Consider the following 14,694-nt stretch of genomic DNA (forward strand, 5'->3'; position numbering starts at 1 on the left):
GCAACGGCCGTTTTGCCCCGGACAGAGCAATCACCCGTGAGGAAATCGCGGTGATTTTGGCAAACTACGCCAAGGCAACCGGCTACACCCTGCCCGTTACCCGTACCGCAGTGACCTTTGCGGATACTTCCGGCATCGGCAGTGCCTACAAAACAGCGGTCACAGCTATACAGCAGGCGGGCATCATGACGGGTGAGCAGGACAATAAATTCAACCCGAAGGCAAATGCCACCCGTGCGGAAGTTTCCTCCATGCTGCAGCGTTACATCAAGCTGACCATGGACCTTGCCACCGCGCAGGGCTGGGTGCTGAACGATGACGGACAATGGCTGTATTGTAGAAACGGTAAAGCCCTCACCGAAACGCAGACCATCGGCGGCATGAAATATTTCTTCAATGCGGACGGTTCTCTGAAAAGCGGTTGGGTGAAAGATAATGCAGGGAACTGGCGTTTCTATTCCGGCAAGACCATGCTGGTCGGTTTTGAGGATTTGGGCGTCAGCGGCAACAATAAGACCTACTATTTCAACAAGGACGGCATCATGGTTGCCGGAAAATGGCTGGAGATCGACGGCAAATGGTACTACTTCAACACTGACGGTACCCTTGCCAAGAACACCAAAATCGACAACTACGAAGTCGATGAAAACGGCGTAAGAAAAACAAACTAGTTATTGAATCAAAAAACAGCGCGCAGACTGAAGTTTACAGTCTGTGCGCTGTTCTTTGTTTTATCAAAATAGACCAATCTCATCTTTCCAACATTATGGAATACTTCATTTATCTCTCAGAAATCTCGCCAAAAAATCCTGCTTGCTGCTGAAAGCATCCAAAATCTCTATCCTATTATCCTGCAAACGATATACTAAGAAGTACTCATCTTGTATCAATTTACGCAGACTATCATCGCCAAAGCGCTTGTCGGTTACACCCAATAAAGGGAATCTTTCGAGTTGTCTTGCGTAAATAACCAAATCGCTCACTACTTTTTCAGCCTTGGCTGGAGAAAATCGGGCTATGTATGCCTTGATTGATTCAAGGCTTTCGATTGCTTGATTAGACCAACAAATGCGGTATCTCATTGACAGAACATCGCTTCAACCTGCTCTTGAGTATATACTTTGCCTGATTCAATATCTTCGAGCCCGGCGTTAATGCCTGCTTTTAAATATGCATTATAAAGTGCGTCAATTAGATATTCTTCATCAAACATTATTTCATCGGGTAGTTTCATCAGCATATTAATAACATCGCTCTTTGACATCACCTTCACACTCCTTTGCCTATAGTATAGCATAAAAAGACACTTATTCATTATAGTCACCAAGGGAACCCTTGTAGGGAAATGACTGGAGATCGACGGCAAATGGAGAACACGCCCTTTGAGATTAAGCGGAAATCACTCCGCCAACGAAAAAATAAATGGACACCGTCCAATATGAAAGATTTATTCCGCACCCTATAATAAAACTGGCGGGTGTATTTTTATGCCTGCATACAATCAAAAACGAAATGAAAGGGGAGCATGCTTATAATGGCTAAGACAACAACGGTTTACTTGGAAAATGTAAGAAAAAACGACTACATGTGCTGGCATATATGCTCGCAATGCCTTAACACGGGAAAGATTGTACTTCGGGATGACAGTACAGTTTATCTCATGGTTGAAAAGAATACAAAAAGCACATCAATCCAGCATCTGTCGCAAGGCGCGGATACCTACCGGGGCGGCGCGAATCTTCGCTTCGAGATAACCGTGGACACCACTGCCGAACTGAGGACATCCAATGCCGGGGATGCGATATTGGACAGCAGCGGGCGCAATGTTGGTTTTATCTATAACTATTGCGTAGAGGACTCCACCGACAACGACTTCAATGATTTTTACTTAAATATCGCTGCTTGGCGTAATAAAGGATAGGGAGGATTGGCATGGATATCAATTTTCATTATTACGCGGTCAAGGCGGTCGCCAGGAAGGCTGGTTTTGATGAAGCCGAGGCTCAGGCCATAGCGAGTTTTTCCCAATATGTAGACGACTTCACCGACTGGGTGCCGTTTTTTACTAGAAACGTACCGGAATGGGCGCGGAGCCTCGCTACAAATGTAGGCTTTGGGTATATGTTTCACCCGGCGACAACAGGCTTTAACAGTATGGCCACACTTGCCCGCGAAGGTAACCAGAAGTGGATTGTTGCGCCATTTCACTTCATTCCGTCAGCGCCGCTCAATACTTTGCTGGACTACAAGAACTATCGTGTCGCGCCGGCGTATATAAACGTCCCGTCTCTGATTAGCAACATGCTGGAGGAAGCCAGATTGGAACTGGCGCATCCCGCGGCGGCACGTCCCGCGGTGCTGATGAAAATCGGGATGCTTCTTCATATTTTTGCGGACACTTACTCGCATCAGCGTTTTTCCGGATTTTGGAGCTGGGTAAATCACAGCAAGCTAACCAGCGTGATCGAAAATGACGACGCGGGCGCTGATGTCGATATAACCGCCTCCTATTCCCCCGATGATTATTACAAGATCACGTCCATTGGTCACGCAAATGTCAACCACGCGCCGGACGACAGCAATGTCAGATTTTCGATGCTTCAAAAGGCGGCGGAGGGGGATGGCGAAGAAACCGTACCCTACACAAGGAGCAACACGGCGGACTTTATCGACGCGGCGGAGCAGATTATGATCTTTCTTCGGAACTGCCGCGGCTTGCCCCCCATAGTTGAGGCCGAGTGGGGGCCTTTTCGGGATCGCTTCAGGCTGGGGCTGCTCACCGCGCTTAAAGAAACGGCGGCGTTGGGTGGCCACTGGCACGGAATATTCCCAGAGTATGAGTTCCATTATGAAAAGGATACTCTTTTACAGGGGCTGGCGGCCGCGATCCCCCTTGAAGGGGAGGCCAGAAGATTTTCGGAAGCGCATGGTATCGAGCCGCAGTTGAGAACGGCGACGAGCGACACGTATTTTCGCTACAACGTAATCGCAGACCAAATCCGCCGTATGGTGGTTGGCGAAGTACACGCGCCCGGACACGTTGAGGAACTGAGAGCGGAAGCGAGGGCGGTATTCGGCGCGGCTGCGCCGGCAAATTCAAGATAAGAAGGAGAGAACTGAAAACGGCGTAAGAAAAACAAAATAGTCATTAGATCAAAGAACAGCGCACAGACTGAATTTTACAGTCTGTGCGCTGTTCTTTGTTTTTATGTCGGATTGATGTTTGCTTTGATGTTGTTGGCGTTTGCTTTCATGGCTTTCTAAGCTTCCCCTGATTCAATTTCCGTCATGGTGCGTCCGGTTCTGATGCTGGTGGTAAATGCGGAAATCCCGTCGCCGGTTTGGGCATACGCATCTTTCTCTTTCACCAACAGCCAGTTGTCTTTGGTCTCCCCCGCTTTCCCTTTCAAGCGTATCAGAGCCCACCTTCCTTTAAGCCTTTGTCCTTTCAGCATAAACTTCAGCATACCCTCACGAAGTCCGTCGGCCACATCCCCGGAGGGCTCCCAATGCCCTTCATCCCAGAGCATGACGACTCCGCCGCCATATTCTCCTTTGGGAATAGTTCCTTCAAAGTTCCTATATTCCAGGGGATGCTCCTCCACCCGTACGGCGAGCCTCTTGTCCCGGGTGTCATAAGAAGGGCCCTTGGGCACTGCCCAACTCAACAGGGCTTCGTCCCATTCCAGACGGAAATCGTAGTGATCTCTGCGGGCCAGATGGTGCTGAACGACAAACCTCAGACCTTCTCCGGCATTTTCTGTCATGCCCTCCGGTTCCAAGGTTCTGGTAAAATTCCTTTTTCGGTTGTACACACTGAGTTTTTCAGCCATATGATCATACCGGTGCCTTCCCTTTTCATTCTTTCCATCAGAAGCAGTGTAGGCAAATTTTGCCCACACAGTGAATTTCTTTCAAGTTCGCCTTTTTTAAAAATATTTCTTATATGTTTTCCAATTACACTTCTATCACGCTGAAATAATTCTGCCATTTGGTCAATAGATAGCCAAACTGTATCACCGTCAAAAGTAGTTTCTATTTTAGTTGAACCATCGTCTGTTTGATACATTATAATTTCAGAGTCCACATTTACTCCCCTTACACACTTTTCCTTTATTATACATGTTTCAGCAAGACATTTCCATTATATTGCTTTTTGTTAAGATTTGAATTTTCAGTTTTTTTGCCATGCTATCAATAGGAATCTGTCCTGCTTCATCATCAAACTCTACATCTATGTTGATATGTGTGCCTGCTTTTTTTGGGGAGAGCGATACAACCGTCTCAACGTGCCTTAAAGATACAAAAAAGATGCCGTATTTTGCTGGTATCTCCTTGGCGGCATCTTATTTCCTATAATAACCATCTATAGTAATGTCTATCTAATCCTTCGTCCTTCAAAGGCTGGGTCATGGCGCTACAAAACATGATTCACAATAACTCAGGCAGACGTCGGGCAAAATCTCTTCAGACCCAGCAGATCGGCGACTCCGGCGATGGTCGTTCCATAAAAAAACACGGGCTTTTTCATTTTGATAAACGGGTCAATGGTTCCGTTGGCTATGGTGCTCCCTGTGGCAAAAATAATATCGCTCCAGGCCTCAATCTCCTGAGGGTCAATATCACCGTCTTCAATAAGGACATTGCATTTTACGTGGCCTATGTTATCGGGATCAAGGTCGAAAACTCTGGTTTCAAAGTGGCCGGCCAATTGCTCTGCGATGGCGGGCTGCAGTCCTATCACTGCAATTTTAGGGTCTCCAAAGGTTTGCTTGACAAATTGAACGGCCTGTAAGCTGCATTCCTTCGGTCCGGCATCCTTACAGTGAATGGTATTGGAGGCGCGGCCAAGTTTTCTCAGTGCGGCGTTCAGTGAGGCAATAATAACCGCGCGGCGAAAATTATTGGTGGCCGGCATGGTCAGAGCGCTTTCCAGAGTTCCTTCATAAAGACCGGGCATATCTGTAAACGCTTGGCCCGCAAAGCCGTCGATGTTTGCCTGCATAAGTTTTTCCTTACCCTTTTGCAGGGGAAAATCGTTTCTTTCCGGCGAACCTATGGCCTCCTGTACGGTTAGTGCCCTGCAGGTAATTTTGACAGTAGCGTCGCTTAGTTGAGGATCTCGTAAAATGTCGTTGATATGTGGCTCTAAATCCTTAAATATTGTGGGTATTTCCATATTAAGTCACCCCTTTTAAGATATCCATAAAACCTGTTGCATACTTAATATACATCATTTGGCATGCTAAAAAAAGTACAACTGGCGGTAAAAATTATAGGATGACGCCGGGTTGTTCCGTATGCGGCTCGGAGGGGATTATATTAATGTTCTCCGGGTTAATGGACAGTTGCAGAGTATCACCCTTGCTTAAGCTTAAATCCTGCCATTCCGCCAAAGGCATAATGACTTTCCAGTGTCCGTTGCCGCTGCATATAATTTCTACGTATGATCCGCTGAAAGATATACTGTCAACTAATGCCGGCCAGCAATTAGGTGAACTCCTTATGATTTGCGCCTCATGACATTTAAACCTTGCCTGTCCGGTTTGTTGATGAGTTTTGTGGAAGGCCGTGTTCTTCATGCCGAGAAATTGCGCCGCAAATGGTGTGGCGGGGCGCATAAACAAATCCCGGGGGTTATCCGTTTGTTCAATTTGGCCGTTTTTTATGAGTATAATTTGCGTGCCCAGATGCATGGCTTCGGTGAAATCATGGGTCACATGGATAATGCCGATTTTCTCCTTGCAGTGAATATCTTTTAATAAACTCTGTATGGACAGGCGTGTTTGTGGATCCAACGCCGATAATGGTTCATCTAACAGCAGCAGGGCCGGGCGTGTAAGTAAGGCCCTGGCCAGTGAAACCCGCTGTCTTTCACCACCGCTTAAAAAGTGCGGCGGTCTTTCCAGCAGGTGGGTTAAATCCATTGTTTCAATAAGTTGTTCCATATACCGGAGGGTCTGCTGATCCGATTCCAACTTCCGGGCCCGGGCACCGAATAAAATATTTTCCCTGACCGATAAAAAAGGATACAAAGGGTTATCTTGATAAGCAAAACCCAGCCGCCTTTTTTCAGGCGGCAGCTTGGTTATATCCTTGTCCTGCATAGTTATGGAGCCTTTGCCGGGGGTGTAATGACCGGCTATGGTCTCCAGCAAAAGGGTTTTACCGCATCCGGTAGGACCAAGGATAACCATATAATCATTATGTTTAAGGCTGAAGTTAATGTCTTGCAATGCGAAGTTACCTGCTTTGACATATAGGTCGCGCACCGTCAGCAAGTTGCTCATATATGCACCTCGGTTTTGGTAATTATCTTTAATAAGGTTAGCAGCACCAAAGCTAATAGCAGCATAATTACCGCGATAACCAGGGAAAATTGCAGGTCGCCGATGGACATATTCAAAAACACAGCTACGGACAGTGTCTCGGTTTTCATTCTGACTATACCGGCCAGCATGGCTGTTGCGCCGAACTCACCCAGCGTTCTGGCCCAGGCCATGGTAAGGCCCCCCAATAACCCGTTTTTAGCCAGCGGCAAGGTAACCTTTAAAAAAACTTTTTCAGGCGGGTAGCCTAGCGTACGGGCTATTTTTTCCAGCCGCAAATCAATGGTGGAAAAAGCATGCTTAAAAGTTTTAATGGCGAAAGGGGTGGCGATAAACCACTGGGCCAGCACCACACCCCGTTGGGAAAACACTATGTCAAGGCCGATTCTGGCGAGACTATCACCAAGAATAGGCCCGAAGAGTATCAAGAGTGCTACTCCGCTTACCAGGGGCGGCAAGACAATAGGCACATCCATCAAGGTATCGACCAGCACTTTGCCGGGAAAGTTATATCGGGCCAGAATGTAGCCGCATGGAATAGCCGTCAGCCCTGCCAGTAGGGTAGCCAGCACGGTTGTCCACAGAGTGAAGATAATCGCAAAGTGAAATTCCGGGTTGTGTCGTATGGCGGCGATTTCGCCCCAATTGCCGTAGACAAAAAGGCCGCCGATTAAAAGCAGCATGAACGCGGTCATCAATATTAAAACCAGCCGGAAAATCACGTTATACAGGTTAAAACGGGCGACTGTCATGGTTGTTCAGTTTTAAAACCATATTTAGCAAATACCTCCGGGCCGTTTTCCTGCATGAAGTCAAGAAAACCAGCGGCCAGTTCATTATTCTCAGAGAATGTCAGACTGGCGCAAGGTATTTCCTCAGGGGGATTGATTTCCGGGTCTATTTCCACCAAATCAAGTTTATCGCGGTTCTTATAGTAGTTGCTGTATTCGGCGATGCCTGCGTCACCTTGACCCATGGTAAGGGTGGATAAAACCTTGGGTACCGTTTCGACTACTGTAAGTGTGTTTTTCTCGATCTCTTCCTCAATACCCAGCTTGGCGAATACCTTATAAACGGTACGTCCGATGGCGGTAGCTTCTTTATCCGGCAATACTAATTTTACTCCCGGCCCGGCCAGATCGTTTATGCTATGAATATTCGCCGGATTCCCCTTGGGGACAACTATTACCGGTGTATGGTAAGCGATAGGGCTTACGTAGTCGGCAATGTATCCTTTTTCCTGGATACTTTTCATATAGCTGATGCCTCCGGGCATATAAATGTCTCCGTGCTTGGTTGTTTCCATTTGGTTGATTAAAACTCCCGTGTTATTAAAGGTCATTTCCACTTTGTTGCCGGTTTCCTGCTCATATTTCGTTACCAATTCAACCACCGGCTCTTTGAGGTTGGCGCCTACATAAGCAAACAGCTCCGCCTGATCCTTGTTGGTTTGTTTGGCGGCGGGATCTTCTCCGGGTGATTCCGCTTGCTCGCCGCACCCGGCGAGCTGCGCCGACATAATCAATACCAGTAAAAGCACTAAAAGATGTCTAATCGGTTTAATATTCAAATTGATTTCCCCCTTTTATAGTGTTGTTAATAAGAAACAAATTTTTATCGAATTCCAAGACTCCCATTTCTATAAGTGGGAGTTCCTATTTTACTTCAGGTGGGGTAGAATCCCCATCTGAAGCCTTAATGTTCAGCCTTGGCTGAACGAGTTCACTATGTGATTTTAATTTTGTGCCTTATAAGGCGGTTCCCGGCATGTACTACATTAGAGTCATGTTAACAATGTCGCGATATTCGCCTGCTTGGGTATGGTGGTTGCCTGATTGGCAAAGATATGCTTTTATCAGGCAGGCCGTCTATAATTATGGAGAGACATGATAGTATAAGAATTCGCACAATAATAAGCGGGAGCGAAGTGAATGCAGTTTCCAATTTATTCTCCTCATGTGCGGTACCGGCGAAACATGTAGTTAATTAATTATTTTTTATTGTGTTAAATTAACTTAAATCGATGGTGTGATATTGAATCAAAGAATACAACATAATAAGAAACAACATAACGCAACTTAGAATTAATAATAATACCAGGCAAAATTGATGTCAATAGTTAATACATGTTATAAATAAACATGAGGCTAATTGATATATTATTGGTGGGATTTTATTAGGGCGTGTACTGTTGCCGTTGATGGCGGTATAATAATAGAAAATGCAGGTCAATATTGCCAACGCGACTAAAACGAGCCAACCTGTTATACACTCTTGATGTACTGCCGGCTTTAAAGTATGATGATAACAATTGTAAATATAACGAATAATTGCTGTCTGCAATAACGATAGCAAATCATACCGGAAGAAAGTAAGCTGAGTTTTGCAGAATGACATATGGGTTAAAGCATAAATAAGAGTCATGTAAATAATTTAAGAAAGGAAAAGGTTTCTAAGCGGTTGAATCCTGTTATGCTGCCTCCCGTTGAGTCGGACGGGAGAAATCTAAATAATAATTTTGTTTAGATTTTGGAAACCAGGGATGCATTTGAAGGAAGATCTTTCTTTGACGCCTGAAGAAGTAGCCGGGATTTTGAAAATCGCTAAAAATACGGTTTACGAATTGGTCAAAAGAGGAGAACTCCCGGCATATAGGGTGGGCCGGAAAATACGGATTGAGTTAAATGATGTGCTGACGTATAAAAAACAAGGTAAAAAGACAGTCGTATCCGGTTTGCCCGGTGAGTTTTCACCTCCGGAAGTTACGAGCGGTTATATGGTTGTATGCGGCCAGGATGCTTTATTGGATATATTAACCCGGCATTTGGAGCAAACCCCCGGGGGAATGCGTGTTTTTAGACATTATGTGGGCAGTTTTGCCGGTTTGATGGCTCTTTATCATGGTAAAGTTCATATGACGGCGATTCATCTTTGGGATGGTCATTCGGGGCAATATAATATTCCCTTTGTGCGTTATATGTTGCCCGGCATCCCCACGGTAATTATCCACTTGACTTGCCGAATGCAAGGTTTTTATGTGGCTGAAGGCAATCCGCATAATATCGGCGGTTGGAGTGATTTAACGAAAACCGGGGTACGTTTTGTTAACCGTGAAAAAGGCAGCGGCACCCGTGTTTTGCTTGATGGGCAGTTGAACTTGCGAGGCATTGACCGGAAAAAGATTGTTGGTTATGAAACGGAAGAATTATCGCATTTAAGTGTTGCCAGCACTGTGGCCAGAGACGCGGCCGATGTAGGGCTCGGTAATGAAAAAGCATCATTGCAGGTGCGGGGGATTAGCTTTATTCCAATGCAAAAAGAGCGTTATGATCTGGTCATAAAAAAAGAAGATATGGAAAAGCCCGAGTATCAGGCTGTGCTGGATATCATTCGGTCGTCTTCGTTTAAATCGGAGCTTAAGGGGCTTGGAGACTATGATTTGACTGAAACAGGCATGATTATGGCTGAGACGTGAGTATATGCTTAGAGCCACCATTGCAAAATGGTGGCTCTAAGCATATATAAGCTGGCAACTTTCCCAAATGCTTGTCGGGTGTCCCTCTGCAGCGGTATAAAAAGATTAGCGGTGAACCGTGGGGTTGCCGCTACCGCTAAAAATCACCGAACTTAATGCCTTGGGCCAGTGGTAATTTATCTCCCCAGTTGATGGTAACGGTTTGTCTCCTCATGTAGCCTTTCCAGGCATCGGAACCGGACTCGCGTCCACCGCCGGTGTCTTTCTCACCGCCGAAGGCTCCGCCGATTTCCGCGCCGGAAGTGCCGATGTTGACATTGGCTATACCGCAGTCGGATCCCTGTGGTCCCAGGAATTTCTCCACTTCGTGCAAGTTGGAGGAAAAAATGGCTGATGACAGCCCTTGCGGTACATCGTTGTGCATTTGAATTGCTTCATCCAGCGATGAATATTTCGTTACGTATAATATGGGGGCAAAGGTTTCATGCTGAACAATTTCATAATTGTTTTCCGCTTCGGCAATGCAGGGTGTTACATAGCAACCGCTTTTATATTCCTTTCCTTCCAGCACTTCGCCGCCGTATAAAATTTTTCCGCCTTCTGTTTTAAGTTTTTCCAAGGCGGCCAGCATATCATTTACCGCACCTTTTTTGACCAGCGGTCCCATGATAATGTTGCTTTCCAGGGGGTTGCCGATTTTAACCTGTTTATAAGCGCTAATTAATTTTTTTATAAAGGTGTCATACACGGAATCATGAATAATCAAACGCCGGGTGGTGGTGCATCTTTGCCCGGAGGTTCCTACCGCGCCAAATAAAACAGCCCGGATGACCATGTCCAAATTGGCATTTTCAGTGATGATAATAGCGTTATTGCCGCCAAGCTCCAATATGGTTTTGCCAAGGCGTTTGGCTACTTGCTCCGCAACTTGTCTGCCCATGGGTATACTGCCGGTAAAGCTTATTAAAGGAACCCTTGGATCGTCTAATAATTTTTGTCCTATTGTGGAGCCCTGTCCGATTAACAAGTTAAAAATGCCTTCGGGCAGTCCTTGTTCTTTAAGCACTTTATTAGCTATTTTTTGAACTGCTATAGCAGTTAACGGGGTAACGCTTGACGGTTTCCAGATTACCACATCACCGGCAATAGCCGCTATAAGAGCGTTCCAGGACCAAACCGCGACTGGGAAATTAAATGCGGTAATAACTCCGACAATGCCAAGCGGGTGCCACTGCTCGTAAAGCCGGTGGTTTTCCCGTTCACTGGCTATGGTCAGACCATACAGCTGTCTTGATAATCCAAGGGCGAAATCAGCTATATCAATCATTTCCTGAACTTCGCCTTCTCCTTCGGGCAGTAATTTACCCATTTCCAATGTTACCAGTTTGCCCAGCAAGTGTTTGTATTTGCGTAATTCAGCGCCGATCAGTCTTACGGTTTCTCCTCTTTGGGGTGCCGGAATATTGCGCCAGATTTTAAAAGCTTGCTGAGCTTTTTGGATTACCAGTTCATAATCCTCCGGCGTTGCCTGGTAAACTGATGCGATAGTCTCACCGTTAATAGGTGATACAGATTCCAGTAACGGGGCATTGGGGCTTTGCAGCCATTGGCCGCAATACACACCGGCATTCTTATCATTAATGCCCAACTCGTTTAGAAAAGCCAAATCGATTTTCATTAAAAGACCTCCTGTTTAAGTATATTGCTATGGTAGTTGAATTAAAATATGAGATGCCGCCCGATGAAAATTGGTTAGACCAGTTCATACCATAGTTCTGCAAAAAAAATAGTGCAAATCAAAAACACTCGGGAAAATCAAGGGTAAAAGCTAATAAAACAACCAAGTATTAATTAAATACTTTACTTGTTATTAGATAAACCCTTCTCCTCACTGTGAGGCGCGTTCGTTTCCAAACGCATCCCAACGACCTTTAATCCATAGATGCTGGCTTGGGACATAGGCTCCTCGGAGGTATAAAGCTGTTCTATAAAATTTTCTACATTGTTTTAATAAACTCCTTCAATAAATAAATTTATTCCATTGAAATTTTTCATCTCCCGGAAGTTCGGTCTTTGACTGTGAACATAGACTCTGGTAATCCATAACGGACCACACGTACCTTGATTTAACGTTTATATTTAAAACAAATGTAGAGAAACTAGTTTTAATATTTAAAAAAGGAGGTATGTAAATTTGCCCAGAGTTAAGTGCTCAGTAAAAGGCTGCTTGTATCAAGAAGGTACTGAATGCAGAGCTTCCAGCATCCAGGTCAAGCCTACCGACCCCGACTTGATGACCAGCGTAACCGACGATACCGCTTGCCAGACGTTCAAGCCGCGCACTTCTGCAGCCGAGGATATATAGAAGTGCAGTAATTATTCGGGCTGAAATGCATAAGCGATATTTTGTAAACTGTCGATATTCTCCAGAGGGTCACCGGATACTGCTATCATGGCGGCGGAGCGGCCCGGAGCTATGCGGCCCCAGTTAAGATTCAATATGCGAGCGCTGTTTATTGTGGCGCAGCGTATTATTTCCCGAGGTGCCAGCCCGGCCTGCCGGTAAAGTTCCAGTTCCCGCCAGTAGCTGTAACCATGACGCACACCCGATGCGCCGGCATCGGTGCCCACGCCCAGGGTAACACCCAGGGCGTGGGCTTCATTAATCATACTCAGCTGCCGGTCTACGGTTCGGGCAATAACACTATCACTATGTTGGCTGGCATGCCTGTCGCCGGAATGGGGCGGCCGGGCGGTTAATTGGGCGGCCACCGGTATAACGGTGGGAATCCAGGCGATGCCTTTTCCAGCCATCAGCTTCAGGGTTTCCCGGCTTAAGAAGTAACCGTGCTCTATAGTATCCGCTCCGGCCTGCACGGCCAAGGCAACCGCTTTGTCCGAACTGGCGTGAGCCATTACCCGCAGTCCCCGGACGTGGGCACCTGCCACGATAGCCGCAAGCTCTTCCGCGGTATACTGCGGCGGCCCCACCCGGGAGTATTCTTTGAAACTGACCACACCTGATACGAGTACCTTGACCTGGTCCACCTTTTGCCGGGTCAGCTGTTCCAATGCGTTGTCCAGCATTTCAGCGGGGGTGCCCCGGCCGAGAAAGGAGCCGTATTTTTGCGGTTTGCGCAGTGCATAGCCCGAGGCCCGAATGACCGGTCCGGTTAATTCACCGTCCGTTATGCGATTCCGGTAGCGCAAAGCTATGCCCGGCCGGTCTCCGCCGTCTCGCACGGCCAGTATGCCGTGGCGGATGGTATCGCATAGTTGGGCGCCGACCTCGTTGTCCAATTCCCCGGGTTGGTCCCAGCGCTCGCGGGCGGCTGAAAAATCCCGGCCGTCCAGGGCCAGATGTACATGGCAATCTACCAGGGGAGGCATAAGCGTTAAATGGTGCAGGTCAAGTGAAATGGTTTGGCGGGTGGGCCAGGTAAACTTGTACGGTGTATCTGTTGCTTTAGTTATTGCCGCTATCCGCCCGTCTTCCAAATAAATACGATCAGCCGGGCAATTAGTTGCTGACTTGCCGCTTGCGCCAAGTATATAATCGGCTATGCCGCCTGCTTTTATGATATAGTTTTTGGTACTAATAATTTTAATCAGTTCCATATTTTTAATGTAACATTGCTTAGCTATTTTAGCAATTCCAAGTATCTAAACTTATTCATTAAAGTTAGGCACGGCAGGGAACGAAGCAAAATTTAACTTTGACAAAAATTATTACAATATTGCCACAACACTATTGGTGTGTTAAAATTAAGAGCAGTATGGGGACGGTATCTGTTTTGGAACCGTACCGAATTTTTATCCTCTGATGGCGTCGTGCAAACGGTATGATGTTTACGACACCTTCGGGTTTTCTTAAACGAAACGACATATACGGCAGATTGTTTGGCCGGGTTTTTTAAGTTTTGCATCTCCGCTTGGAGCCGCTGGGACCGAGACGGGTTACAACAGGGATATTATGCCCTTCGGACTTGTCCGGGGGCTTTTGTGTTTTTTAGGTACAATTGACATAAGGAGTTGTTTATATGCAGGTCTGTCATACGATAAGGGAGATCGGAGAGTTTGTGCAGAACGCCAGGGCCGTGGAAAAAACCATCGGTTTAGTGCCCACCATGGGTTATTTCCACGCTGGGCATTTGAGCCTGATGCGGGAAGCTAAAAAAATGTGCGATGTCGTAGTGGTTTCTCTGTATGTTAACCCGCTTCAGTTCGGGCCTAAGGAAGACCTGGGCGAATATCCCCGGGATTTCGAACGGGACTGTGCCATGGCCCGCTCAGTAGGGGTGGGGGCTATCTTTGCCCCCGGCAATGCTGAAATGTACCCGGCGGGATACAACTCCTTTGTCGAGGTGGCCGGTATAACGGATAAGCTTTGCGGGTTGTCCCGGCCGGGCCATTTTCGGGGAGTAACCACTGTGGTGGCCAAATTATTTAATATTGTCAGGCCGGACCAAGCTTTTTTCGGCCAAAAGGATGCTCAGCAGGCGATAATTATTGAAAAAATGGTGCGGGATTTGAATATGGGGCCGGAGATTGTTACCTTGCCTATTATGCGCGAGGCGGACGGGCTGGCCATGAGTTCCCGCAATGTTTATTTAACCGAAGATCAGCGCCGGGCCGCGCCGGTGCTTTACCGGAGTCTGTGCGCATTTAGGGAGGCCGTGGCCGGCGGTGAAAGGGATGTTGCCAAATTGCGCCGGGATATAAAGGAAATGATTTTGTCCGCCCCCGGTGTTCAAATTGATTACGTGGAAATATTATCAGTGCCCGGTTTGGAGCCGCCAGACACATTAACGGGCAAATGCATTGCCGCTCTGGCGGTGCGTTTTGGCAAAACCAGGCTTATTGACAATATGGTTGTGGAGGTATGAACAA

General features: G+C 46.8%; 15 protein-coding genes and 1 pseudogene. 6 read left to right on the forward strand and 10 right to left on the reverse strand.

The genetic code is table 11. The features are described 5' to 3' along the window. The first annotated feature begins 50 nt into the window (after nt 1-50). A complete protein-coding gene (locus ABDB91_RS01545; protein WP_347489865.1) occupies nt 51-671 on the forward strand; it encodes an S-layer homology domain-containing protein in 621 nt (206 codons plus the stop codon). Between the two features lie 105 nt (nt 672-776). Here the strand turns inward: ABDB91_RS01545 and ABDB91_RS01550 are convergent, their stop codons facing one another. After that, nucleotides 777-1,082: a type II toxin-antitoxin system RelE/ParE family toxin gene (locus ABDB91_RS01550; RefSeq protein WP_347489866.1), complete on the reverse strand. Its 306-nt coding sequence runs from the start codon at nt 1,080-1,082 to the stop codon at nt 777-779. Beyond that, complete coding sequence (locus tag ABDB91_RS01555; protein ID WP_347489867.1) at nt 1,079-1,264, reverse strand: hypothetical protein; 186 nt, start codon at nt 1,262-1,264, stop codon at nt 1,079-1,081. Before ABDB91_RS01555 ends, ABDB91_RS01550 begins: the two co-directional genes overlap by 4 nt. Before the next feature lie 270 nt (nt 1,265-1,534). Between ABDB91_RS01555 and ABDB91_RS01560 the strand changes: the two genes are divergently transcribed. Together ABDB91_RS01560 and ABDB91_RS01565 are read left to right on the forward strand one after the other, a co-directional pair. Continuing rightward, nucleotides 1,535-1,921 (forward strand): hypothetical protein, encoded by a 387-nt coding sequence (locus tag ABDB91_RS01560; protein WP_347489868.1) that lies wholly within the window; start codon nt 1,535-1,537, stop codon nt 1,919-1,921. A gap of 11 nt (nt 1,922-1,932) precedes the next feature. Then, nucleotides 1,933-3,105, forward strand: coding sequence for a DUF6765 family protein (locus ABDB91_RS01565; RefSeq protein ID WP_347489869.1), 1,173 nt, complete (start codon nt 1,933-1,935; stop codon nt 3,103-3,105). A gap of 161 nt (nt 3,106-3,266) precedes the next feature. Here ABDB91_RS01565 and ABDB91_RS01570 read toward each other — a convergent pair. From ABDB91_RS01570 to modA, 6 genes and pseudogenes are all read right to left on the reverse strand, one after another. Continuing rightward, nucleotides 3,267-3,833 (reverse strand): annotated as a pseudogene (locus tag ABDB91_RS01570) (DNA polymerase ligase N-terminal domain-containing protein); the annotation flags it as partial. Then, entirely contained in the window at nt 3,764-4,087 is a 324-nt protein-coding gene (locus ABDB91_RS01575; protein WP_347489870.1) for a hypothetical protein, read from the reverse strand. The gene ABDB91_RS01575 and the pseudogene ABDB91_RS01570, both read right to left, overlap by 70 nt. 354 nt (nt 4,088-4,441) lie before the next feature. Then, a complete protein-coding gene (locus tag ABDB91_RS01580) occupies nt 4,442-5,179 on the reverse strand; it encodes a DUF364 domain-containing protein (protein ID WP_347489871.1) in 738 nt (245 codons plus the stop codon). Nucleotides 5,180-5,273: 94 nt separating this feature from the next. Further along, nucleotides 5,274-6,290 carry an ATP-binding cassette domain-containing protein gene (locus ABDB91_RS01585; protein WP_347489872.1) on the reverse strand — a complete coding sequence of 339 codons (1,017 nt, stop codon included), beginning with the start codon at nt 6,288-6,290 and terminating at the stop codon, nt 5,274-5,276. Beyond that, the gene (locus tag ABDB91_RS01590; RefSeq protein WP_347491500.1) at nt 6,287-7,024 is read right to left on the reverse strand and encodes an ABC transporter permease; all 738 of its coding nucleotides are present in this window, start codon (nt 7,022-7,024) and stop codon (nt 6,287-6,289) included. Before ABDB91_RS01590 ends, ABDB91_RS01585 begins: the two co-directional genes overlap by 4 nt. 53 nt (nt 7,025-7,077) lie before the next feature. Next, nucleotides 7,078-7,899 carry a molybdate ABC transporter substrate-binding protein gene (gene modA / locus ABDB91_RS01595; protein ID WP_347489873.1) on the reverse strand — a complete coding sequence of 274 codons (822 nt, stop codon included), beginning with the start codon at nt 7,897-7,899 and terminating at the stop codon, nt 7,078-7,080. Between the two features lie 978 nt (nt 7,900-8,877). Here modA and ABDB91_RS01600 point away from each other — a divergent pair. Then, nucleotides 8,878-9,804 carry a helix-turn-helix transcriptional regulator gene (locus ABDB91_RS01600; RefSeq protein WP_347489874.1) on the forward strand — a complete coding sequence of 309 codons (927 nt, stop codon included), beginning with the start codon at nt 8,878-8,880 and terminating at the stop codon, nt 9,802-9,804. Nucleotides 9,805-9,940: 136 nt separating this feature from the next. Here ABDB91_RS01600 and ABDB91_RS01605 read toward each other — a convergent pair whose 3' ends face one another. After that, nucleotides 9,941-11,482: an aldehyde dehydrogenase family protein gene (locus ABDB91_RS01605; protein WP_347489875.1), complete on the reverse strand. Its 1,542-nt coding sequence runs from the start codon at nt 11,480-11,482 to the stop codon at nt 9,941-9,943. Nucleotides 11,483-11,998: 516 nt separating this feature from the next. On the opposite strand from ABDB91_RS01605, the gene ABDB91_RS01610 reads away from it, so the two are divergent. Then, nucleotides 11,999-12,169 (forward strand): DUF1540 domain-containing protein, encoded by a 171-nt coding sequence (locus tag ABDB91_RS01610; RefSeq protein WP_347489876.1) that lies wholly within the window; start codon nt 11,999-12,001, stop codon nt 12,167-12,169. 11 nt (nt 12,170-12,180) lie between these two features. On the opposite strand, the gene ABDB91_RS01615 is transcribed toward ABDB91_RS01610, so the two are convergent. Beyond that, a complete protein-coding gene (locus tag ABDB91_RS01615; protein ID WP_347489877.1) occupies nt 12,181-13,422 on the reverse strand; it encodes an amidohydrolase family protein in 1,242 nt (413 codons plus the stop codon). 422 nt (nt 13,423-13,844) lie between these two features. Here ABDB91_RS01615 and panC point away from each other — a divergent pair, with 422 nt between their 5' ends. Then, a complete protein-coding gene (gene panC / locus ABDB91_RS01620) occupies nt 13,845-14,690 on the forward strand; it encodes a pantoate--beta-alanine ligase (protein WP_347489878.1) in 846 nt (281 codons plus the stop codon). Nucleotides 14,691-14,694: the final 4 nt, after the last annotated feature.

Origin of the sequence: Desulfoscipio sp. XC116 (genome assembly GCF_039851975.1) — a bacterium.
In the GTDB taxonomy this organism is placed as follows: Bacteria; Bacillota; Desulfotomaculia; order Desulfotomaculales; family Desulfallaceae; genus Sporotomaculum.